This window comes from Pragia fontium DSM 5563 = ATCC 49100, from assembly GCF_900112475.1.
Classification (GTDB): Bacteria; Pseudomonadota; Gammaproteobacteria; order Enterobacterales; family Enterobacteriaceae; genus Pragia; species Pragia fontium.
Window position 1 is genome coordinate 411,425 of record NZ_FOLW01000003.1, and the last position, 22,112, is coordinate 433,536.

A 22,112-nucleotide genomic window follows, 5' to 3' on the forward strand; every position below is an offset into this window, starting at 1 on the left:
TATGCAGGCGCGCGAGCTCACGATAGGATTAGTCGCCGGAGAAACCTCCGGCGATATTTTAGGTGCTGGCCTGATCCGCTCATTAAAAGCCATTGTTCCTAATGCCCGCTTTGTTGGTGTTGCTGGTCCATTAATGCAGGCCGAAGGCTGTGAAGCCTGGTTTGAAATGGAAGAGCTGGCGGTGATGGGGGTGGTGGAAGTGCTTGAGCGCTTACCTCGCCTGCTAAAAATTCGTAAACAGCTGACCCAACGCTTTAGCGAACTTAAACCGGATGTGTTTGTTGGCATTGATGCGCCTGATTTTAATATCACCCTTGAAGGGCGTTTAAAGCAGCGCGGTATTAAAACCATTCATTACGTTAGCCCCTCAGTTTGGGCGTGGCGTCAAAATCGAATATTTAAGATTGGCCGTTCAACCAATCTTGTTTTGGCTTTCCTGCCGTTTGAAAAAGCATTTTACGATCGTTTTCAGGTTCCCTGCCGCTTTGTCGGCCATACTATGGCAGATGCTATACCGCTGGTGCCCGATCGTCAGGCGGCCAGAAATCGGTTAGGTATCGCTGAGAATGTTCATTGTCTGGCGATGTTACCCGGCAGCCGTAATGCGGAAGTTGAAATGCTCAGCGCTGACTTTCTGAAAACAGCAATAAAACTGCGGGAAACTTACCCCGAGTTAGAAGTTTTAGTGCCGTTGGTTAATGCTAAAAGGCGCGAACAGTTTGAACGTATTAAAGCGGAAGTGGCCCCGGATCTGCCGGTTCATCTATTGGATGGTCAGGGCAGAGAGGCCATGATTGCCAGCGATGCTGCATTATTAGCTTCAGGCACCGCTGCACTGGAATGTATGTTAGCTAAATGTCCGATGGTTGTCGGTTATCGGATGAAGCCTTTTACTTTCTGGCTGGCTAAGCGTTTAATCAAAACACCTTATGTATCGTTACCGAACTTATTGGCTGGTCGTGAGTTAGTGCCTGAATTACTTCAGGATGACTGTACGCCGGACAAACTTGCGACTGCATTAAAGCCTTTATTAAATAATGAAAATAATCATACCCGGGTTTTGAAGCAAACATTTAGCGAACTGCACCAGAGTATTCGCTGTGATGCCGATCGTCAGGCGGCGCAGGCAGTGCTTGAGTTAGCTGGTTATTACCAGCCTGTAGATACGCTGAATAAGGACGGTTAACTGTGGTAAAAACTCTGATAGTGGAACCGTTTGTCTATCCTGTCGCCAGCTGTATTGCTGGCGTTGATGAGGTTGGTCGGGGGCCGTTAGTCGGCGCGGTTGTTACCGCCGCCGTTATTCTGGATCCCAGCAATCCTATTGTTGGTTTGGCTGATTCTAAAAAGCTCAGTGAAAAAAAGCGTCTCGCGCTGTATGACGAAATTAAAGAAAAAGCGCTAAGCTGGAGTTTAGGCCGGGCAGAACCGGAAGAGATCGACCGGCTAAATATTTTGCATGCCACTATGTTGGCCATGCAAAGGGCGGTAGCCGGGTTAAGTATTCAGCCGGATATGGTATTGATTGATGGTAACCGTTGTCCCAAGCTGCCGATGAAATCGTTGGCGGTAGTAAAAGGCGATAGCCGAGTGGCCGAGATTAGTGCGGCATCTATATTGGCGAAGGTGACTCGCGATCGAGAAATGGAAGAACTGGATTTGCTCTTCCCGCAATATGGATTTGCCCAGCATAAAGGGTATCCTACGGCTCTCCATCTGGAGAAGTTATCAGAGCATGGTGCGACGGAGCACTATCGCCGGAGTTTTGCCCCAGTAAGGCGAGCTTTGGGAATAGCGTAGTTTCCGCGTATATTATAGCTCTGACAATATTTGTAATCTGATAGCTGGTATTTTATATGGCTGAACCTCGTTTTATTCACCTGCGTATCCATAGTGACTACTCCATGATTGATGGATTAGCCAAGGTGGGGCCGTTGGTTAAAAAGGTTGCCGAGCTGGGAATGCCGGCGATGGCAATTACGGACTTTACCAACCTTTGTGGGCTGGTGAAGTTCTATGGTTCAGCACATGGAGCTGGCATTAAGCCGATTATCGGCGCTGATTTCCGCGTACAGAGCGAACTGTTCGCCGATGAACTTTCCGAATTGACGGTATTAGCCGCCAATAATGAAGGTTATCAGAATTTGACCCTGTTGATTTCTCGCGCCTATCAGCGTGGTTATGTGCAGGGCGGACCAGTTATTGATAAAGACTGGTTGGTTGAGCATAAAAATGGGCTTATTTTGCTTTCTGGTGCTCGTTTCGGTGACGTGGGTCAGTCATTATTGCGTGGCAATCAACAGTTGGTTGATGAGTGCGTTAAGTTTTATCGTGAGCATTTTCCCGATAGTTACTATCTGGAACTGGTCAGAACCGGGCGTGATGAAGAAGAAATTTATCTTCATGCTGCTATTGAACTGGCAACGCGTGCCGGCCTACCGGTTGTCGCATCCAACGATGTTAAATTTATTAATGCGACTGATTTTGACGCCCATGAAATTCGGGTAGCGATTCATGACGGCTTTACGCTGGACGATCCTAAGCGACCGAAAAAATATAGCGCTCAGCAATATCTACGCAGTGAAGAGGAGATGTGCGAGCTCTTCTCCGATATTCCAGAAGCGTTAATTAATAGCGTAGAAATTGCTAAACGTTGTAACGTGACGATTCGTCTGGGTGAATATTTCCTGCCGCAGTTCCCGACGGGTGAAATGTCCACCGAGGACTTTTTGGTTGCCCGATCTAAAGAGGGGCTAGAGAAACGTCTGGCTTTCTTGTATCCGGATCCGGAAGTTCGAGTGCAAAAGCGTCCTGAGTATGACGAACGCTTGGATGTTGAGCTTCAGGTAATTAACCAGATGGGATTTCCTGGCTACTTCCTGATCGTTATGGAATTTATCCAATGGTCGAAAGATAACGATGTACCGGTTGGTCCGGGGCGTGGTTCAGGTGCGGGTTCACTCGTGGCCTATGCGTTAGGCATTACCGATCTTGATCCGTTGGAATTTGACCTGCTGTTTGAACGTTTCCTCAACCCTGAACGTGTCTCGATGCCCGACTTCGACGTTGACTTCTGTATGGAGAAACGCGACCGGGTAATTGATCACGTTTCTGAAATGTATGGTCGGGATGCGGTATCGCAAATTATCACCTTTGGTACCATGGCGGCGAAAGCGGTTATTCGCGATGTGGGTCGGGTACTGGGTCACCCCTACGGTTTCGTCGATCGTATTTCTAAACTGATCCCTATGGATCCGGGAATGACGCTGGAGAAAGCGTTTGCGGCTGAACCACAGCTTCCTGAACTGTATGATGCGGATGAAGAGGTTAAGGCGCTGATTGATATGGCGCGCCAGCTTGAAGGCGTGACTCGTAACGCCGGTAAACACGCCGGTGGTGTGGTTATCTCGCCAACCAAAATAACTGATTTTGCTCCGTTGTACTGTGACCCAGAAGGACAGTTTCCGGTTACCCAGTTTGACAAGAATGACGTGGAATATGCCGGACTGGTGAAGTTCGACTTCCTCGGCTTGCGTACGCTGACTATCATCGACTGGGCATTGGCAATGATTAATGCCCGGCGAGCTAAATCAGGTCAGGAACCGATAGATATTGCAGCCATTCCTCTGCAAGATCAGAAAAGTTTCGACATGCTACAGCGTTCAGAAACGACGGCGGTATTCCAGCTTGAATCCCGCGGCATGAAAGATTTGATCAAGCGCCTGAAGCCGGACTGCTTTGAAGATATGATCGCTCTGGTGGCACTATTCCGCCCGGGGCCGTTGCAATCAGGCATGGTAGATAACTTTATTGACCGTAAACATGGTCGTGAAGCCATTTCTTATCCAGATATTCAGTGGCAGCATGAAACGTTAAAGCCAGTGCTTGAACCGACCTATGGCATCATCCTGTATCAGGAACAGGTAATGCAAATAGCCCAGGTTCTGGCTGGCTATACCTTGGGCGGTGCGGATATGCTGCGTCGTGCCATGGGTAAGAAAAAGCCAGAAGAGATGGCTAAGCAGCGCTCGGTGTTTAAAGAGGGCGCAGAACGAATGAAGGTCGACGGCGAGCTGTCGATGAAAATCTTTGACCTGGTAGAAAAATTTGCCGGTTATGGTTTTAACAAATCTCACTCTGCGGCTTATGCGTTGGTGTCTTACCAAACGCTTTGGCTTAAAGCGCACTATCCGGCTGAATTTATGGCGGCCGTGATGACCGCCGATATGGACAACACTGAAAAAGTAGTTGGTCTGGTGGATGAATGCCTGCGTATGGGGCTGAAAGTTTTACCACCGGATATCAACAGCGGCCTATATCATTTCCACGTCAATGATGAGGGTGAAATTGTTTATGGCATTGGTGCAATTAAAGGCGTTGGCGAAGGTCCAATAGAAGCTATAATTGAAGCACGTAATCAGGGTGGTTATTTTAAAGAGTTGTTTGACCTGTGCGCGCGTTCTGATATCAAGCGACTCAATAAGCGGGTATTAGAAAAACTGATTATGGCCGGCGCTTTTGATCGGCTGGGGCCGCACCGTGCTGCATTAATGCATTCACTGACGGAAGCCCTGAAAGCGGCGGATCAGCATGCGAAAGCGGAAGCCTTAGGTCAGGCAGATATGTTTGGTGTTCTGGCTGAAGAACCAGAGCATGTAGAGAAAGCTTATGCTAATGTAACGCCGTGGCCGGAGCAGGTGATTCTGGAAGGCGAGCGTGAAACGCTGGGCCTTTATCTTACCGGGCACCCGATTACACAATATTTGAAAGAGCTGGAACGCTACACCGGTGGAATTCGCCTGAAAGATATGCATCCTACCGAGCGGGGTAAAACCATTGTCGCGGTAGGTTTAGTGGTTGCTGCCAGAGTGATGACCACAAAACGTGGCAACAGAATTGGTATTTGTACGCTAGATGATCGTTCCGGTCGCCTTGAAGTCATGCTATTCTCTGAGGCACTTGAGAAATATCAGCACCTGTTAGAAAAAGATCGCGTCTTAATTGCTACTGGACAGGTCAGCTTTGATGATTTTAGCGGTGGACTTAAAATGATGGTCCGCGAATTAATGGACATCAGTGAAGCGCGGGAAAAATATGCTCGCGGCCTTGCCATCTCGTTAACGGACAGGCAAATTGATGACCAGCTTTTAAACCGTCTTCGTGAATCGTTGGAACCCCATCGATCGGGGACGATTCCAGTGCATCTGTATTACCAACGGGAAGATGCCCGGGCGCGGCTGAGGTTTGGTGCAGCATGGCGAGTAACGCCAACCGAACGTTTGCTGATAGACCTGAGAACCCTTGTTGGTAACTCGCAGGTAGAATTGGAATTTGACTAAAATAGGAATGTTATGAGTCTGAATTTTCTGGATTTTGAACAACCGATTGCTGAACTGGAAGCGAAAATAGATTCGCTGAAGGCAATCAGTCTTCAAGACGAAAAATTGGATATTAACCTTGATGAAGAGGTTAAGCGTCTGCATGAGAAGAGCCTTGAGCTAACGAATAAAATTTTCTCTGAACTGGGTTCATGGCAAATTGCTCAGTTGGCCCGCCACCCGCGCAGGCCTTACACTCTTGACTATATTGAGCATATCTTTACTGACTTTAATGAGTTAGCTGGAGATCGTGCCTATGCCGATGATAAAGCTATTGTTGGCGGTATGGCTCGTTTAGACGGGCGTCCGGTGATGATTATTGGTCATCAGAAAGGCCGTGAAACCAAAGAGAAGATTCGTCGTAACTTTGGTATGCCGGCACCGGAAGGCTATCGTAAGGCATTGCGTTTGATGGAAATGGCTGAGCGTTTTAACCTGCCAATTATCACCTTTATTGATACCCCGGGTGCTTACCCTGGTGTTGGTGCGGAAGAGCGCGGTCAGTCTGAAGCGATCGCCCGTAACCTGCGAGAAATGTCTCGTCTTAAGGTTCCGGTCATTTGTACCGTGATTGGTGAAGGTGGCTCCGGTGGCGCTTTAGCGATCGGTGTTGGTGATAAAGTGAATATGCTGCAATACAGCACCTATTCCGTTATTTCTCCTGAGGGATGCGCATCTATCCTATGGAAAAGTGCTGATAAAGCGCCTTTAGCTGCAGAAGCTATGGGAATCACGGCTCCTCGCTTGAAAGAACTTAAGTTGATTGACTCGGTGATTCCTGAACCTTTAGGCGGCGCTCACCGTAATCCTCAAGAAATGGCAGCGTCATTGAAAGCGAAGCTGGTTTCTGATTTATCTGAGTTGGATAAGTTGGATGTGACCGCGTTGCAAGATCGCCGTTATCAGCGCCTGATGAATTATGGCTACTGCTGATTGTTGATTGAGTTACATGAAAAACCCGCCGTTATTGGCGGGTTTTTTGTCAGTTAAGTTTAATGACAACGAAAGCTTCGTCCACTATTACTACAGAGAGTGAATTAACGTCGGTGCACTTCCACGCCTCGCCCATCATCCTTGATGGGCGTGCTCCTTCTCTCTGTTGTCGGCTGAGTTCCAGCGCTCAATAAAAGGGTAAAAGCTAAAACCCACTCATCACCTTTACTTAACTGATAGATGTCGGTTTTTTTATTTTTTACCGCCGAGCTTTAAACATCTCTTTTTTGTCTTTTCGTCACATTATTTGTTAACTCATCTACAATACTTTTAACAAAAAAGTTGACAATCAATATCCTTAAGCAAAGATGAGGGTACTTTTTAATCTTGGAAAGGACTAGGCCATGCAGATTGAAAGTAGTGACGTTATTTGGCGCAATGCCCGTTTAGCCACGATGGATCCTGCCCATATGCATGCATATGGACTACTGGAGCGGCATGATTTAGTCATCCGCGGCGATAAGATTTTAGTGGTAGTGCCTGAAGGCACTTTGCCTAACCATCAATGCAGAGTCATTGATGCCGAGAATAGGCTGATAACGCCTGGCTTAATTGATTGCCATACACACTTGGTTTTTGGTGGTAATCGGGCTTACGAATGGGAGCAGCGCCTTAACGGTGTTTCTTATGCTCAGATCAGCGCCCAAGGTGGCGGAATTAACTCTACGGTTGCCGCTACCCGAGCGAGCAGTATTGACTCGTTGTTACATCATGCTCAACAACGCTTAAATGCCCTGATGGCCGAGGGTGTAACCACCATAGAAATGAAGTCAGGTTATGGTTTAGATCTGGAGAGTGAAGAAAAAATCCTACAGGTCATTAAACAATTAAGCACTGACAACCTGATAGACGTTAGCGCGACTTTACTTGCCGCTCATACCACACCTAAAGAATATAAAGAAAACCCTGATGGTTATATTGATCTGATTTGTCGAGAGATTATGCCGATTCTGTGGCAGAAAGGGTTATTTGAAGCGGTAGACGTGTTTTGTGAAAACGTAGGGTTTACTTTAGCTCAAACCGAGCGCGTTTTTCAGGCAGCTCAATCATTAGGTATTCCGATTAAAGGTCATGTAGAACAGCTTTCTAACATGGGAGGCAGTGCATTAATTGCTCGCTATCATGGCTTATCTGCCGATCATATTGAATTTCTTGATCAACCGGGAATTGAAGCCCTGAGTAAACAGGATACGGTAGCGGTTTTGCTGCCGGGAGCATTCTATTTTTTACGGGAAACCCAGCGCCCTCCTGTGGATTTATTACGCCAGTTTAATGTGCCAATGGCGGTATCCACCGATTTTAACCCGGGTACCAGTCCTTTTGCCTCGTTAAGAATGGCGATGAATATGGCCTGTGTACAATTTGGTTTGACGCCGGAAGAAGCTTGGCTTGGGGTTACTCGACATGCTGCTCAGGCGTTGGGACGTCAACAGAGCCACGGGCAGCTGTCTGCCGGTTTCAAGGCTAATTTTATTGTGTGGGATGCGGTACATCCGGTCGATGTGTTTTATGAATTAGGGCATAACCCATTAGTTCATCGGGTATTTAACGGAAAAATCACTGATTCGTCTTCAAATACAAGAGGATAAAAATGTTAAACTGGCACGCAACTGACCAATCTATCTGGCAAGGACGCAATGATTTAGCTGAAGCAAGTAACGCACTGCGTATTTTCCAAACGTTAACCCAAAGCCAGCACTTTACCCCGGAAGCCTTTCCGGATGCGATTGCCTTGCTTGGCTTTCAGTGTGATGAAGGGGTTAAGCTGAATCAAGGGCGTGCCGGTGCGGAGCAGGGCCCGGATCACATACGGCGGGCGCTGGCTAATCTTGCCAGTCATGCAGGTCATGATAGGCTGGTCGATCTTGGCAATATTAGTGCGCAAAATATTTCGCTGGATGAAGCTCAACTGGCATTAAGTTCGGCGGTTAAAGCCTGTCAGGTTAAGCGAATGAGAACGCTGGTGTTTGGTGGTGGGCATGAAACGGCATTCGCCCATGGGCATGGGCTTTATCACGCTTTTCCTGAACACAATATTGGTATTATTAATTTTGATGCTCACCTCGACTTAAGAAGTTCACCTCGTGCAACATCAGGAACGCCATTTAGGCAGTTAGCCCAATATTGTCAGGACAATCAGCGTCCATTTAACTATACCTGTGTTGGAGCGAGTCTGGCTGCTAATACTCAGGCATTAGTGGATGAGGCTGAGCGTCTACAAGCCACGGTCATTTGGGATACTGAATGTGAAGAAGCTCGGATAGAGGCTCTTCATGCTCAAATACAGCAATCACTCGATTGGGTGGATAAAATTTACCTGACTATCGATCTTGATGTGTTACCCGCATGGCAAATGCCGGCGGTTTCTGCCCCTGCGCCACTGGGTATGCCAATAAATCTGCTGTTACAGCTGATTAAACCGATTTGCGAGAGTGGTAAATTGCAGGCAGCAGATTTGGTTGAGTTTAGCCCACCTTTTGATATTAATGGTCAGGGGGCTAAAGTTGCCGCTCGGTTAGCCTGGCAAATCGCGCACTGGTGGCGTCTGTCTGGTGAATAGAATTGTGGCTGATTGAGATAGATAGCCCTATTCAAAGGGGGGATAGGGCTAACTAATTAACATATTGATACATTATATTAGTGCTATGTTAAGCTATTATTCTCACCCTATGCTTTTTTGATAAGGAAGTGCCAGTGCCCACCTCCCGATTCCCATCGCGTGCTGCTGCTGTTGTGCCTGCGCCGCTATACGCCCAAGTAAAGCAAACCATTAGTGAAAAGATTTATACTGGCTGTTGGCGTCCCAATGACCGCATACCTTCAGAAGCAGAGCTGGTACAGCAGTTTGGTTTTAGCCGGATGACGGTTAATCGGGCACTAAGAGAGCTAACAAGCGAAGGGTTATTAGTACGTCTCCAGGGCGTTGGAACCTTTGTTGCAGAATCTAAAGGTCAATCAGCCCTATTCAAAATTGTCAGTATCGCTGAAGAAATTCGCCAGCGACAGCATCAGCATTGCAGCAAGGTTATTGAGCTGTCTGAACGAAAAGCGGATCTTCAGCAGGCTAGTTCATTGGGGGTTCAGCCAGGTGACGCCATTTTTCACTCGTTAATCGTTCACTATGAGAATGATATTCCGCTTCAAATTGAAGATCGTCTAGTGAATGCGACGGTGGTTCCTGATTATCTAAAACAGGATTTTACTCAAATGACGCCCCATGATTATTTGTCGCTTGTCGCGCCATTAACTGAGGGGGAACATATCGTTGAAGCGGTGGTCGGTACCAGCCAGCAATGCCAGCTATTAAACATTGATAAGAATGAACCTTGCTTGTTTATTCATCGTCGAACTTGGTCAACCCAAGACATCGTTTCCAGTGCCAAGCTACTTTCTCCCGGTTGTCGTCACCGTTTAACAGGGCGGTTTAAATCATGAAACAGTTATCATTCCTGCGCGCCACAGATTATTTGAGTATGCCCTGGAGAAACGGGGATGGTGTGACCAAAGAGATTTGTCGTTCGATTGATCCAACGGGTAGCGACTTTACCTGGCGCTTTTCAAGTGCAGAGGTTGGAAAAGCGGGGCCGTTCTCTTCCTTTACCGGTTATCAACGCATTATTAGTGTTCTGAAGGGGAAGGGCATTCAGCTCCATATTCCTGACCAGCCATCGGTATCTCTCAGACCATTGGAAACCTTTGCATTTTCTGGCGATCTGGCAGTTGATTGTGCGTTACTTGATGGCCCAGTTATCGATCTGAATCTTATCTATCGGCCCGATCGCTATTCCGCTCATTTCCAGTGGATAACGGAACAAGCACATAAGCAATCCATTTTTCATTCAGCACCCATCCTCTTATTGTTTAATGCAGGGAATGAAATTCAAATTGAAATGGATGGTCAACTGATTGAAAAACTAGGTTATTTTGATACTTTATGGTTGAAAAATCCGCAGCAGGAATTGGTTGAGCTAACCTTACCACATTTGGCATGTTGCGCTGTAGTCGCCCTCTGGCCGAAGAATCCATGATAATAGCTAAGTAAAATTCAATGATTTAATGTTGCATAATTGTAAATTAAGTGTGATTCAAAACACAAAATCAGACATCAATATTCTCCATTCTTAGCCTTTCTTGTGACTTTAAAAGTCATTTCTTAGTAAATAAAAATAATTAATATTTTGATAAATATGATTATTTTTATATTCATGAAATATTATTCTGCGATTCTCTGGTAAATAATTAATACTTGAATGTACTTGTATATACATCTATATGTTGTAAACCAATGAGCTATCCATCAGCTGCATAATATTCACCATTGAGAGTTTTGTCTGCTAGCTATCTACAGGCCTCTTATAAGAAAGGAATGATCATTATGTCTCAAAATAAATTTCGTAATGTCGAAACTCGTGCTTACCGCGGCAATCAGCTCAATGCAAAAAGTTGGTTAACTGAAGCACCTCTGCGTATGTTGATGAATAATCTGGATCCTGAGGTGGCCGAGAACCCTCATGAACTGGTGGTTTATGGTGGGATCGGCCGCGCTGCCCGTAACTGGGAATGCTACGATAAAATTGTCGATACGCTGACCAATCTGGAAGATGATGAAACGCTGCTGGTACAGTCAGGTAAACCGGTAGGGGTATTTAAAACCCACAGTAACGCCCCTCGCGTTTTAATTGCTAACTCAAATTTGGTTCCACATTGGGCCACTTGGGAACACTTTAACGAACTGGATGCCAAAGGGCTCGCCATGTATGGTCAAATGACCGCAGGCAGTTGGATTTATATCGGCAGTCAGGGGATTGTTCAGGGAACTTATGAAACCTTTGTTGAAGCTGGCCGCCAACACTATAACGGTAGCTTAACCGGTCGTTGGGTACTGACTGCGGGTCTGGGTGGTATGGGCGGTGCTCAACCTCTTGCCGCTACTTTAGCCGGTGCTTGTTCACTGAATATTGAATGCCAACAAAGCCGTATCGATTTTCGCTTAAAAACACGTTATGTGGATGAGCAAGCAACCGATTTGGAAGATGCATTAGCGCGGATTAAAAAATATACCGCTGAAGGAAAAGCCATTTCTATTGCCCTGTGTGCTAATGCCGCAGAGGTTCTGCCTGAGTTAGTTAAGCGTGGTATTCGCCCTGATATGGTGACTGACCAAACCAGCGCCCACGATCCATTGCATGGCTATTTACCGAAGGGTTGGACCTGGGAAGAGTACCAGAAGCGCGCAATTACCGAACCGGCGGTGGTCACTCAGGCAGCTAAACAGTCTATGGCCGAGCACGTTACTGCAATGTTAGCCTTCCAAAAGATGGGCGTTCCAACTTTTGACTATGGTAATAACATTCGTCAGATGGCAAAAGACATGGGTGTAAAAAATGCCTTTGATTTCCCAGGCTTTGTGCCCGCCTATATTCGCCCTCTTTTCTGTCGCGGCATCGGACCTTTCCGCTGGGCAGCCCTGTCTGGGGATCCTGAGGATATTTATAAAACCGACGCTAAGGTGAAAGAGTTGATTCCTGACGACGAGCATTTGCATCGTTGGTTGGATATGGCTCGTGAGCGCATCAGCTTCCAGGGACTACCAGCCCGTATTTGTTGGGTAGGTTTAGGCCTTCGGGAAAAATTAGGTTTAGCCTTTAATGAGATGGTGCGCAGCGGCGAACTTTCTGCCCCTATCGTGATTGGTCGTGACCATTTGGATTCTGGATCAGTTTCCAGTCCAAACCGGGAAACGGAAGCGATGAAAGATGGTTCGGATGCGGTTTCCGATTGGCCATTGCTGAACGCTTTATTGAATACCGCCAGTGGAGCTACTTGGGTTTCGCTACATCACGGTGGTGGCGTAGGTATGGGCTTTTCACAACACTCTGGTATGGTGATTGTTTGTGATGGCACCGATGAAGCGGCTAAACGTATTGCTCGCGTTCTACATAACGACCCGGCAACTGGCGTCATGCGCCATGCAGATGCTGGTTACGAAATTGCGATTGATTGTGCAAAAGAGCAGGGCCTTAACCTGCCGATGATTACTGCTGCACAAGGAGTGAAATAAGATGAAATCATTAGTTATACGTCCGGGACATTTAACCCTTTCCGACCTGCGTCAGGTTTATTTACATCCTGTACGCATTACGCTGGATGAAAGCTATTTTCCTGCGATCCAGCAGAGCGTGGACTGTGTGAATGCCATTATTTCTGAAGGGCGTACCGCTTATGGGATTAATACCGGATTTGGCTTACTGGCACAAACGCGTATTGCCAGCGAAGATCTGGAAAACTTGCAGCGTTCTATTGTGCTTTCCCACTCTGCGGGGGTAGGCCAACCGTTGGATGATGCCCTTGTCAGATTGATTATGGTACTGAAGGTCAATAGTCTGGCTCGTGGATTCTCTGGTATTCGTTTACAGGTTATTCAGGCGCTACAAGCATTAATTAATGCGGAAGTTTATCCTTATATTCCCGCTAAAGGGTCAGTAGGTGCTTCTGGCGATTTGGCACCATTGGCTCATATGAGTTTGGTACTGCTCGGCGAAGGGCAAGCGCGTTATCAGGGGCGGTGGTTACCGGCTAAAGAAGCATTAGCCAAAGCCGGCTTGCAACCGGTGACGCTGGCAGCGAAAGAAGGCTTGGCCCTGCTGAATGGTACTCAAGTATCAACGGCTTTTGCTTTGCGAGGCTTATTTGATAGTGAAGACCTGTTTAACGCTGCCGTTGTTTGCGGTTCTCTGACCACCGAAGCAGCGTTGGGTTCAAGAAGTCCTTTTGATGCGCGCGTACACGAGGTGCGTGGACAGTTGGGGCAAATTGATAGTGCCGCACTTTATCGTCAGGTTCTTGGTGAGCAGAGTGATGTTTCCCTCTCTCATAAGAACTGTGAAAAAGTACAGGATCCTTATTCATTACGCTGTCAGCCTCAAGTTATGGGGGCCTGCCTGAGCCAAATTCGCCATGCAGCAAGCGTCTTATTGGTTGAAGCGAATGCCGTTTCAGATAACCCGCTGATCTTTGCTAAAGAAGGGGATGTTATTTCTGGCGGTAACTTCCATGCTGAACCGGTAGCGATGGTTGCGGATAATCTGGCATTGGCTATCGCCGAGATGGGTTCTCTGGCTGAGCGACGCATTGCCCTGTTGATGGATAAGCATATGTCACAGTTACCGCCATTTTTGGTGAATAACGGTGGGGTCAACTCCGGATTTATGATTGCTCAGGTAACGGCGGCAGCTTTAGCCAGTGAGAATAAAGCCCTCGCTCATCCATCCAGCGTTGATAGTTTGCCAACTTCCGCCAATCAGGAGGACCATGTTTCTATGGCACCTGCGGCCGGACGTCGACTGTGGGAAATGGCGGATAACGTCAGAGTGATACTGGCGATTGAGTATCTTGCTGCGTGTCAGGGACTTGATTTTAGACAGGGGTTAAAATCCAGCCCGGTTTTAGAAAAAGCACGTGGCCTGTTGCGTAAGCAGGTTGCATTCTATGATAAAGATCGCTTTTTTGCGCCAGACATTGATGCCGCAACATTAATATTGGCCGAACGACATCTTTCTTCTTTATTCCCTCATTCCATGCTGCCTAGCCAGCAAAAATAAACTGTTTTTTCGTTTTAATGTTGTTTGCCGGAAATGATGTTTCCGGCAAATTGCCCGATTCCCTGTCAATATTCATGAAATGATGAGATTAAGGATAAAATATGCGAAAAGCCCTCCCACAACTGCAGCGCGGCCTTAATGCTCGGCATATCCGCTTTATTGCTTTAGGGTCTGCAATCGGTACTGGATTATTTTATGGTTCGGCCTCGGCCATACAGATGGCGGGTCCCGCCGTACTGCTGGCCTATCTTATCGGTGGTATTGCGGTTTTTATCGTAATGCGTGCCTTGGGTGAAATGGCGGTTCATCTTCCCATCGTGGGTTCTTTTGGTAGTTATGCCAGACAGTATCTGGGGCCACTGGCCGGATTTATTACCGGTTGGACCTATGCCTTTGAGATGATTATCGTTTGTTTAGCTGACGTCACCGCCTTTGGTATTTATATGGGGCTGTGGTTTCCCGATGTTCCTCAATGGATATGGGTACTCGGCGTCATCTTTTTGATTGGTGCTTTGAACCTTTTACACGTTCGTGTATTTGGTGAAATGGAATTCTGGCTGTCGCTGGTTAAGGTTGTCGCCATCATCGCGATGATTGTGGCCGGCGGCGCTATCCTGATATTCGGTAGCGGTGGGCACTTCGTTTCATCAGGCTTCGATAATTTATGGATGCACGGTGGCTTTGCACCAAATGGCATCAGCGGCGTCATCGCCTCTCTAACCATTGTGATGTTTGCTTTTGGTGGTATCGAGATCATCGGTATTACTGCCAGTGAAGCTAAAGATCCGACTAAGGTTATTCCTCGGGCGATCAACACCATTCCGATGCGTATTTTGCTGTTTTATGTTTTAACCCTGTTGGTCTTAATGTCGCTATCGCCTTGGAATACTATTGGTCAAGCAGGTAGTCCATTCGTTGAAATTTTTAGCAGTCTGGGCATTTCATCAGCCGCTAATATTCTTAACCTTATCGTGATTACTGCGGCTATTTCGGCCATCAATAGTGATATTTTTGGTGCCGGTCGCATGATGTACGGTATGGCAAAAGAGGGAATGGCACCGAAAAGTTTCCTGAGAATTGCCAGTAACGGCGTGCCTTGGATGACGGTTGTGGTGATGGCGGGGACATTATTGGTTGGCGTGGTGCTAAATTACTTAATACCTGAAAGCGTATTTCTGGTTATTGCTTCAATTGCTGCCTTCGCAACCATCTGGGTATGGCTGATGATCCTACTTTCTCAGTTCTCCATGCGTCGTGGTATGACGAAAGAACAGATGAAACAGTTGAAGTTCCCGATTCCATGGTGGCCAATCGCGCCAGCGCTAACGATTGTGTTTATGTTATTTGTTTTGGCAATGTTGGGTTACTTTGCTAATACACGCGCAGCACTGTTCGTTGGGTTGGGGTGGATAATTATGTTAACGATTGTCTACTATGTGAAAATCAAAGGCAAAGTGGACGTTGTCACACCAGAGTTGCTTTATAAGGAAGATTTAAGTTCCGATTAATCTCGTTTAACGTCGGCGCTTGAAATCACTGGCCCGAGTTCTTTATTGAACTCGGGCTTTTTTATGGACACTAAATTCAGCAGTCTTCCAGTACAACGTAAGCGGCATGAACCGGGCCATGAACGCCAAATACTTTGATTAACTCAATATCGGCGGTTGAGCTAGGTCCACCAATCAGATTAATGCAAGAGGGCATACGTTCCCCGGCCTGAGCCATTTGGTGTAACCGCTGTGCCATTTGAGCCACGCGGGGAAGAATGGTGCTTTTACGCAGCACAAAAACCGAGGTTTCCGGTAATAGACTGACCGACCGACCACGTTCCGGTGCCGAGAACAAAACAACACCACCGGACTCTGTTAGCCCTGCTTCGGCATACACCAAACCCACCTTGGCTTTTTCCGCCATATGAATGTTGTCTTCACCGTTGCTCGGATCCCATTCATAGGCATCAAACTGTTCTTTTAATGCCGGGGTAATGCCCAATTCTTTCAGGCGTTGATCCCCGCTGACCACGACGGGAGAGCTGCCGTAGCGCTCACACAAGGCGATAACGTCGGCGATAAGTGATTCAGGACGGCTAAGAACGCAGGTAACCTTTTGGGTGCTGGCAAACTCTAAAAACTCCTGACAGAGTTGATCCTGAGTTTTATCCGTCAGACGAGTTTGTGGATATTGATTAACCGGGTTGCTGCCCTCGGCAGGGACATGACGGACTTCACGCCCTAATTGACGGGCAATTTCGCTGAGAAACGAGGTTCGATTTTGTTCATTCATCAACATCATTATTTATTCCTTTCCGCCTGATGACGTTTAAACCAACTACGGAAACCTTCACCGTCCGGTGCCGGTAAGTCGCGCGCTTCAGTCCAGTCGTTCAGGACGCTAATGCTGAGCGGGGCTTTGCCGTCTTTGATCATCCAGTTGGCCATTTTAGCCCCCATGGTCATACCGACTTTCCACAGGGCAGGGTGAGCATTGGCATAGTTAAACATTTTGGTGAAACGCCGTTCGCCTTTTGGCGTTAGGCCGGTTTCAGCCATGACTCGCCGGTGTTTTAAAATCAATTGGGCTAATGGAATTTTCACCGGACAAACCTGATTACAAGCGTTACACAGTGAGCAGGCATAAGGCAGATCGTGAAAATCTTCATAACCCCCCAGCAAAGGAGATATCACTGCGCCAATTGGACCTGGATAAATAGAACCATAACCATGACCACCTATTTGGCGGTAGGCTGGGCAAGTGTTTAAGCAGGCACCGCAGCGAATACAGCGTAGTACATCTTTAAATTCTGAACCGAGGATTTTAGAGCGACCATTATCTACAATCACCAGATGGAACTCTTCCGGACCGTCGACATGACCTTCTTCCCGAGGACCCGTTAGCCAGGTGTTATAGCTGGTTAACCGGGTGCCAACGGCGCTGCGGCACAGCAGAGTGATCAAGACATCGACTTCTTCAAAGGTTGGCGCAATGCGTTCCATGCCCATGACGGCGATATGGGTTTTAGGCAGTGTGGTGGCCATTCTGAGGTTACCTTCGTTGGTCACCAGACAAATACTACCGGTTTCTGCAACGGCGAAGTTACAGCCGCTGATACCGATATCTGCTTCAAGAAAATCTTTACGAATTCTTTCGCGGATAAATAGCGTCATGGCCTCAGGGGTTTCAGAGCCGTCATAACCCAGTTTTTCGTGCAAAACCTTTTGAATCTGGTAGCGGTCTTTGTGTATTGCCGGTACCACGATGTGCGATGGGGGATCGTTATCAACCTGTAGAATATATTCACCCAAATCGGTTTCAATGACTTCAATGCCTTCGCTCTGGAGTACGTGGTTCAGGCCGATCTCTTCCGTCACCATGGACTTGGACTTAACCACCTTCTTCGCCTGCTTTTGCTTGGCAACGTCACGAATATAGTTGGTTGCATCTTCTTTGGTACTGGCAAAATAAACGTGGCCGCCGTTTTCGGTTACTTTTTCTGATAATTGATACAAATAAGCATCAAGGTTTTCCAGAACATGGTTACGAATTTGTTCTGCGCGATCGCGCCAGTCTTCCCAATGCCCTAGTTCATTGACCATTATCTGGCGGTTAGCTCCGATACGTTCCTGAGCCATCGCCACGGCTTTACGCATGATGGTATCTTCCATCTCTGCTTTGATACGTGGTTTAAACGCGATATTGCTGGTTTTCATCGACATAGCTATCCCCTTAGCGGCTCATTAACACTTCAGCGATATGCATCACTTTTACCGGACGTTTTTCACGCGTCAGGCGGCCACTGATATTAATCAGGCAACTGGTGTCTGCACCAATCAGGTAATCCGGTTCAGCATCCATAATGTGCTGCACTTTTTCTTTCACCATTTCGCCGGAAATTTCAGACATTTTGACCGAGAACGTACCGCCAAAACCGCAGCATGTTTCCTGATTAACGATAGGCAGTAGTTCAAGGCCTTCGACGTTATTCAGTAACGTAATCGGCTCATCTTTGATGCCGAGTTTACGAAACAGGCTACAGGAAGGGTGATAGACCGCTTTGCCTGGCAGGCGAGCACCAACGTTGACCACTCCAAGGGTGTGTACGATAAAGCCGGTTAAATCCTGCATCCGATCGGCAACCGCCTGAGCTCTGGCTGCCCACTCAGGTTCATCGGCTAAATAAGTTGGGTAACTTTTTATCGCATAGGTACATGAGCCCGCAGGGGAAACTATCGGATAGTCATTATCTTCAAAAGTGGCGATCAGAGACTTCATTGCCGGTTTGGCATCGTTAACATAGCCACTGTTTAACGCCGGTTGCCCACAACATCCTTGGCGTTCAGGAAACAGGATTTCACATCCTAACTGCTCAAGCAGCAGCACGGTGTCCCGTGCCATATTAGCCTTGAGGGCGTCACCGATGCAGGTAACGTAAAAATTGACTTTCATAAAATTTGACTCCAGAAACGATAGAGGTCTTGGTGCCAGAGACGACGTTCATATTGGCGATCGGAATAACGATTTGGTAGGAACGTTGATTGCTGGCATCTGGCTCTTTATTCTTTTTTTAATCATCAGATGGCGAATTTTATCACCACCTGATGAGATCTTGTGTGATTTGTATTACAAATGGAATAAATAGTACATAGCGCCAATTTTCAGGCCAAGAATAACGATGTAGATAGCGCAGTATTTTAGTGTGCCAGACATGATGGCACTGCCCTGACCATCCATTCGGGTAGCTGAAACGGCAATGGCAATACTCTGTGGGGAGATCATTTTACCGCCGGTGGCACCGGCGGTATTGGCTGCCGCCAGTAATATAGGATCAATGCCTAGTTGAGTTGCTGCGCTGGTCTGTAGTTTACCAAACAGGACGTTGGAGTTAGTGTCACTGCCGGTCACAAAGGTGCCCAAGGCGCCAATGACTGGTGCAATGAAGATATAGCCGGTGCCGGTAACGCTGACTAAGGTATTGGCGATATCGCCAATCATACCGCTGGTGTCCATGACGGTCGCCATGGCAACGATGGCGGTAATGGCAATAATGGAGTTTTTCAACTGAACTACCGTGCTCCAAAGAACCGAGAACAGCGTTGAAATTTTTGCCCCCTGAATAATCCCACCGATAAAGGTGGCGATAATAATCAGGACTCCAGGCGTGCTTAGCCACTCAATCTTCAATTTCAGAATATGTGCATCGTTTAGCGCGTAAGGAATCACGCTTGATACTTGTCCCACCGTGTTCTTGATGGTTGGAAACAGCGGAGAACACAGCAAGATGAATAAGAATGTCAGTAAATAGATAGCACTGGCACGGATTAGGGCTGAGCCTGAATAATGCTGCTGGTTTTTTTCTGTTGGCTCACCTTGTTCTGCTGCCGGTTTTTTATAGCGTTTAGCGAGGAAAATGGTCACCAGCAAGCTAACCAGACTACCAGCAAAGGCAGGCAATTCGGCGCCTAAATAGGTGGCAACAAAATATTGAGGAATCAGGGTGCTGATACCGCACATGAGCGTAATAAAGAATACACCTTTAATAGCTTTGATCCCGCCGCCGGCAATGGCAACGATGACGAAGGGTAACAGGATATTGAACAGCGATAGCTGAATAATGATCATGCTACTGAGTTCGCGCACCGGCAATCCGGTTTGTTCCGCTAAAATAGACACCGGGATACCGACGGCACCAAAGGCGGTAGGGACGGTGTTGGCGACCAGTGAAGCAATAGCCGCTTTAAGCGGATTGAAACCTAACGCGATCAGAATACCAATGGGAATTGCTACTGCGGTTCCATAACCTGCTGCGGCTTCCAGAAAGCCACCAAAACACCAGGAAATAAGCAGGATCTGAATGCGTTTATCATCACTTATATTGGCCAGAACGTTTTTTAATACGTCCATGCTGCCGGTTTTCAGCATCAGGTTATAGCTGTAAATAGCACCCAGAATAACGATAATAATTGGCCATAAACCTTTAGAAGCACCATAAAGGGTCGACATAGAAAGGTTTTGTAACGGTGTTTTCCAAAAGATTCCGGCAATGATTAAAGTGATCATTAAAGAAATGATAACCGCATAATGTATAGGCGTTTTTATCTTTAAAATCATCACAATCATGGCGATTAATGGAATAATTCCCAACAAGAAGGAAAGATATTCGGACATAGAGGTACCTTTGTATTTATCATATGATTTCTATTTTAGGTGAGAATTCTAGGGGTTATCATTTTACGATTCAGTGAGCTGAAACGAGTTAACTCGAAAAATACGCAGAAATGATTATTGTATGATAAATTTCAATATATTGATTTTATTGAATATAAATTGATTTCGTTGGTGAGGGTGATGGTCGGAATTAAGAAAATACACCATATAGCAGTGATCTGTACTGACTATGAGCAAAGTAAGCGTTTTTATTGTCATACATTAGGCTTCAAGCTAATGGCTGAACACTATCGGGCAGAGAGAAAGTCATGGAAGGCTGATCTATCAATGAACGGACAGTATATGATTGAACTCTTCTCTTTTCCTTCACCACCACCCAGAGTTAGTCAACCGGAGGCCTGCGGTTTGAGGCATTTGGCTTTTAGCGTCGGCGATCTGGATGTCGCTGTCGCTGAATTAAAGGCCTCTGGCGTTGAGTGTGAGGAAGTAAGAATCGATCCTTATACTGGAAAACGGTTTACTTTTTTTAGCGATCCGGATGGGCTCCCCTTGGAGTTTTATGAAGATAGTGAGTAAGTTGCTCGTTATCTTCCCTTTTTTTCACTAACATACGGTATCTTTCCCTACGGGTAGCAATGCAATGGGCAGTCATGAAGTGATACAGCAAATCGCCAAACGACTTGGGCGTGATAAGCGTATTTTAGTCGCGTTTAGCGGCGGTATTGATTCGTCCGTGTTATTACATGCTCTAGTGACTTTACGCTCAGAGCAGCATTCCGACCTGCAACTTAGAGCCATATATGTTCATCATGGGCTCAGTCGCTATGCTCAGGCGTGGGCTGAACATTGTCGAGCTCAGTGCGCTCAGTGGCAAGTTCCTTTTCAGGTCGCTCACGTTGATGTTGACCCTTCAGAAGCGGGCATTGAGGCCGCAGCACGTGAAGCACGCTATCAGGCGATAAGTGCATTACTGAATGATGGAGAGGTGTTGGCTACGGCTCAGCACTTAGATGACCAGTGCGAAACCTTTCTGTTGGCTTTAAAACGTGGCAGTGGGCCGGCGGGGTTATCTGCGATGCCATTCAATATGCCTTTTGGTGTTCATCGACAAATCCGTCCGATGTTGGATATTTCCCGACGTCAAATCGAAGATTATGCGAAAAAGAACGGGTTAAGTTGGGTGGAAGATGACAGCAATCAGGATGCCCGCTTTGACCGTAATTTTTTGCGTTTACAGATATTACCGGCGATAGCCCAGCGCTGGCCTCACTTTTCTAACATGGTTTCCCGTAGCGCAGGCTTATGTGCTGAACAGGAATCCTTGCTGGATGAACTTTTGGCACCTGATTTGTCGAGGTTGATGTCTGCCGATGGTGCAATGGATATTGATGGATTAGTGCACGTCTCTGAGATGAAGAGACGCGCAATACTGCGCCGTTGGCTAAGCCAACATCAGGTGCTGATGCCTTCGCAGGAGCAACTGGAAAAACTATGGCATGAAGTGGCGTTGAGTAAACCTGATGCGGAACCCGTATTGCAATTGGGCATGCATCAAGTGCGCCGCTATCGTCAGCGTTTATATTTGCTGCCACTTTTTCAAGGGATTGAGAGCGTGGTGCTGGCGTGGCGTGGCGAAACATCTTTGATGCTTCCAGACTGTTTAGGCCAGCTGACATTGGCTGAGTCAGGTATTCATGTGCGGGCACCAACGGTAGAGGAAAAGGTTACGGTACGCTTTTCTGCGCCAGGAAGCCTGACGGTACGCGTAACTGACCGTCGCCACTCCAGAGAACTCAAAAAATTATGGCAGGAGTTGGGTGTTCCCCCTTGGCTGCGCCAGAGAACGCCATTGCTGTTTTATGGGGAAATCTTGATCGCAGCAATTGGCTTGTTTGTTACGCTGGAGGGGCAGTCCGTAGCGGATAAACCGGTTTGGTGTATTCATTATGATAAGAATATAGCTTGATAACACGATAAT

At 47.0% G+C, this 22,112-nt stretch carries 17 protein-coding genes; 13 read left to right on the plus strand and 4 right to left on the minus strand.

Translation table 11 applies throughout. The annotated features are described in order from the left end of the window. The first annotated feature begins 1 nt into the window (after position 1). From lpxB to BMZ28_RS07540, 11 genes are all read left to right on the plus strand, one after another. On the plus strand, positions 2 to 1,186 hold the full coding sequence (gene lpxB, locus BMZ28_RS07490; RefSeq protein WP_074821996.1) for a lipid-A-disaccharide synthase: 1,185 nt from the start codon (positions 2 to 4) through the stop codon (positions 1,184 to 1,186). 17 nt (positions 1,187 to 1,203) lie between these two features. Beyond that, positions 1,204 to 1,800, plus strand: coding sequence for a ribonuclease HII (rnhB, locus tag BMZ28_RS07495; protein ID WP_074822069.1), 597 nt, complete (start codon positions 1,204 to 1,206; stop codon positions 1,798 to 1,800). 56 nt (positions 1,801 to 1,856) lie between these two features. Then, positions 1,857 to 5,339 carry a DNA polymerase III subunit alpha gene (dnaE, locus tag BMZ28_RS07500; protein WP_074821999.1) on the plus strand — a complete coding sequence of 1,161 codons (3,483 nt, stop codon included), beginning with the start codon at positions 1,857 to 1,859 and terminating at the stop codon, positions 5,337 to 5,339. Positions 5,340 to 5,351: 12 nt separating this feature from the next. Beyond that, complete coding sequence (gene accA, locus BMZ28_RS07505) at positions 5,352 to 6,311, plus strand: acetyl-CoA carboxylase carboxyl transferase subunit alpha (protein WP_074822002.1); 960 nt, start codon at positions 5,352 to 5,354, stop codon at positions 6,309 to 6,311. A 404-nt stretch (positions 6,312 to 6,715) separates the two neighbouring features. Beyond that, positions 6,716 to 7,960 carry an imidazolonepropionase gene (gene hutI, locus BMZ28_RS07510; RefSeq protein ID WP_074822008.1) on the plus strand — a complete coding sequence of 415 codons (1,245 nt, stop codon included), beginning with the start codon at positions 6,716 to 6,718 and terminating at the stop codon, positions 7,958 to 7,960. Between the two features lie 2 nt (positions 7,961 to 7,962). Next, positions 7,963 to 8,931: a formimidoylglutamase gene (gene hutG / locus BMZ28_RS07515; RefSeq protein WP_074822010.1), complete on the plus strand. Its 969-nt coding sequence runs from the start codon at positions 7,963 to 7,965 to the stop codon at positions 8,929 to 8,931. 134 nt (positions 8,932 to 9,065) lie between these two features. Beyond that, on the plus strand, positions 9,066 to 9,806 hold the full coding sequence (gene hutC / locus BMZ28_RS07520; RefSeq protein ID WP_074822013.1) for a histidine utilization transcriptional repressor HutC: 741 nt from the start codon (positions 9,066 to 9,068) through the stop codon (positions 9,804 to 9,806). After that, positions 9,803 to 10,399: a HutD/Ves family protein gene (locus BMZ28_RS07525; protein ID WP_074822015.1), complete on the plus strand. Its 597-nt coding sequence runs from the start codon at positions 9,803 to 9,805 to the stop codon at positions 10,397 to 10,399. Before hutC ends, BMZ28_RS07525 begins: the two co-directional genes overlap by 4 nt. 347 nt (positions 10,400 to 10,746) lie before the next feature. Continuing rightward, positions 10,747 to 12,432, plus strand: a complete 1,686-nt coding sequence (gene hutU / locus BMZ28_RS07530) for a urocanate hydratase (protein WP_074822018.1) — start codon at positions 10,747 to 10,749, stop codon at positions 12,430 to 12,432. Between the two features lies 1 nt (position 12,433). Next, complete coding sequence (gene hutH, locus BMZ28_RS07535; protein WP_047781761.1) at positions 12,434 to 13,972, plus strand: histidine ammonia-lyase; 1,539 nt, start codon at positions 12,434 to 12,436, stop codon at positions 13,970 to 13,972. A gap of 101 nt (positions 13,973 to 14,073) precedes the next feature. After that, positions 14,074 to 15,480: an amino acid permease gene (locus tag BMZ28_RS07540; protein ID WP_047781760.1), complete on the plus strand. Its 1,407-nt coding sequence runs from the start codon at positions 14,074 to 14,076 to the stop codon at positions 15,478 to 15,480. Positions 15,481 to 15,556: 76 nt separating this feature from the next. Here BMZ28_RS07540 and BMZ28_RS07545 read toward each other — a convergent pair whose 3' ends face one another. The 4 genes from BMZ28_RS07545 to BMZ28_RS07560 form a co-directional block, all read right to left on the minus strand. Beyond that, positions 15,557 to 16,264: a LutC/YkgG family protein gene (locus tag BMZ28_RS07545; RefSeq protein ID WP_248296098.1), complete on the minus strand. Its 708-nt coding sequence runs from the start codon at positions 16,262 to 16,264 to the stop codon at positions 15,557 to 15,559. Continuing rightward, entirely contained in the window at positions 16,264 to 17,685 is a 1,422-nt protein-coding gene (locus BMZ28_RS07550) for a LutB/LldF family L-lactate oxidation iron-sulfur protein (protein WP_047781759.1), read from the minus strand. Before BMZ28_RS07550 ends, BMZ28_RS07545 begins: the two co-directional genes overlap by 1 nt. Before the next feature lie 10 nt (positions 17,686 to 17,695). After that, positions 17,696 to 18,415, minus strand: coding sequence for a (Fe-S)-binding protein (locus BMZ28_RS07555; protein WP_074822023.1), 720 nt, complete (start codon positions 18,413 to 18,415; stop codon positions 17,696 to 17,698). 174 nt (positions 18,416 to 18,589) lie between these two features. Further along, the gene (locus tag BMZ28_RS07560; RefSeq protein WP_047781757.1) at positions 18,590 to 20,134 is read right to left on the minus strand and encodes an L-lactate permease; all 1,545 of its coding nucleotides are present in this window, start codon (positions 20,132 to 20,134) and stop codon (positions 18,590 to 18,592) included. Between the two features lie 180 nt (positions 20,135 to 20,314). Here BMZ28_RS07560 and BMZ28_RS07565 point away from each other — a divergent pair, with 180 nt between their 5' ends. Together BMZ28_RS07565 and tilS are read left to right on the plus strand one after the other, a co-directional pair. Beyond that, positions 20,315 to 20,710: a VOC family protein gene (locus BMZ28_RS07565; protein ID WP_047781756.1), complete on the plus strand. Its 396-nt coding sequence runs from the start codon at positions 20,315 to 20,317 to the stop codon at positions 20,708 to 20,710. Positions 20,711 to 20,774: 64 nt separating this feature from the next. Beyond that, positions 20,775 to 22,100: a tRNA lysidine(34) synthetase TilS gene (gene tilS / locus BMZ28_RS07570; RefSeq protein WP_074822026.1), complete on the plus strand. Its 1,326-nt coding sequence runs from the start codon at positions 20,775 to 20,777 to the stop codon at positions 22,098 to 22,100. Positions 22,101 to 22,112 lie beyond the last annotated feature (12 nt).

Bases quoted from the DNA above. Each gene is read 5' to 3' on its own strand.
- lpxB (WP_074821996.1), top strand. From the start codon at position 2: ATGCAGGCGCGCGAGCTCACGATAGGATTAGTCGCCGGAGAAACCTCC.
- dnaE (WP_074821999.1), top strand. From the start codon at position 1,857: ATGGCTGAACCTCGTTTTATTCACCTGCGTATCCATAGTGACTACTCC.
- accA (WP_074822002.1), top strand. From the start codon at position 5,352: ATGAGTCTGAATTTTCTGGATTTTGAACAACCGATTGCTGAACTGGAA.
- hutI (WP_074822008.1), top strand. From the start codon at position 6,716: ATGCAGATTGAAAGTAGTGACGTTATTTGGCGCAATGCCCGTTTAGCC.
- hutG (WP_074822010.1), top strand. From the start codon at position 7,963: ATGTTAAACTGGCACGCAACTGACCAATCTATCTGGCAAGGACGCAAT.
- BMZ28_RS07525 (WP_074822015.1), top strand. From the start codon at position 9,803: ATGAAACAGTTATCATTCCTGCGCGCCACAGATTATTTGAGTATGCCC.
- hutU (WP_074822018.1), top strand. From the start codon at position 10,747: ATGTCTCAAAATAAATTTCGTAATGTCGAAACTCGTGCTTACCGCGGC.
- hutH (WP_047781761.1), top strand. From the start codon at position 12,434: ATGAAATCATTAGTTATACGTCCGGGACATTTAACCCTTTCCGACCTG.
- BMZ28_RS07540 (WP_047781760.1), top strand. From the start codon at position 14,074: ATGCGAAAAGCCCTCCCACAACTGCAGCGCGGCCTTAATGCTCGGCAT.
- BMZ28_RS07545 (WP_248296098.1), bottom strand. From the start codon at position 16,264: ATGATGTTGATGAATGAACAAAATCGAACCTCGTTTCTCAGCGAAATT.
- BMZ28_RS07550 (WP_047781759.1), bottom strand. From the start codon at position 17,685: ATGTCGATGAAAACCAGCAATATCGCGTTTAAACCACGTATCAAAGCA.
- BMZ28_RS07555 (WP_074822023.1), bottom strand. From the start codon at position 18,415: ATGAAAGTCAATTTTTACGTTACCTGCATCGGTGACGCCCTCAAGGCT.
- BMZ28_RS07560 (WP_047781757.1), bottom strand. From the start codon at position 20,134: ATGTCCGAATATCTTTCCTTCTTGTTGGGAATTATTCCATTAATCGCC.
- BMZ28_RS07565 (WP_047781756.1), top strand. From the start codon at position 20,315: ATGGTCGGAATTAAGAAAATACACCATATAGCAGTGATCTGTACTGAC.
- tilS (WP_074822026.1), top strand. From the start codon at position 20,775: ATGGGCAGTCATGAAGTGATACAGCAAATCGCCAAACGACTTGGGCGT.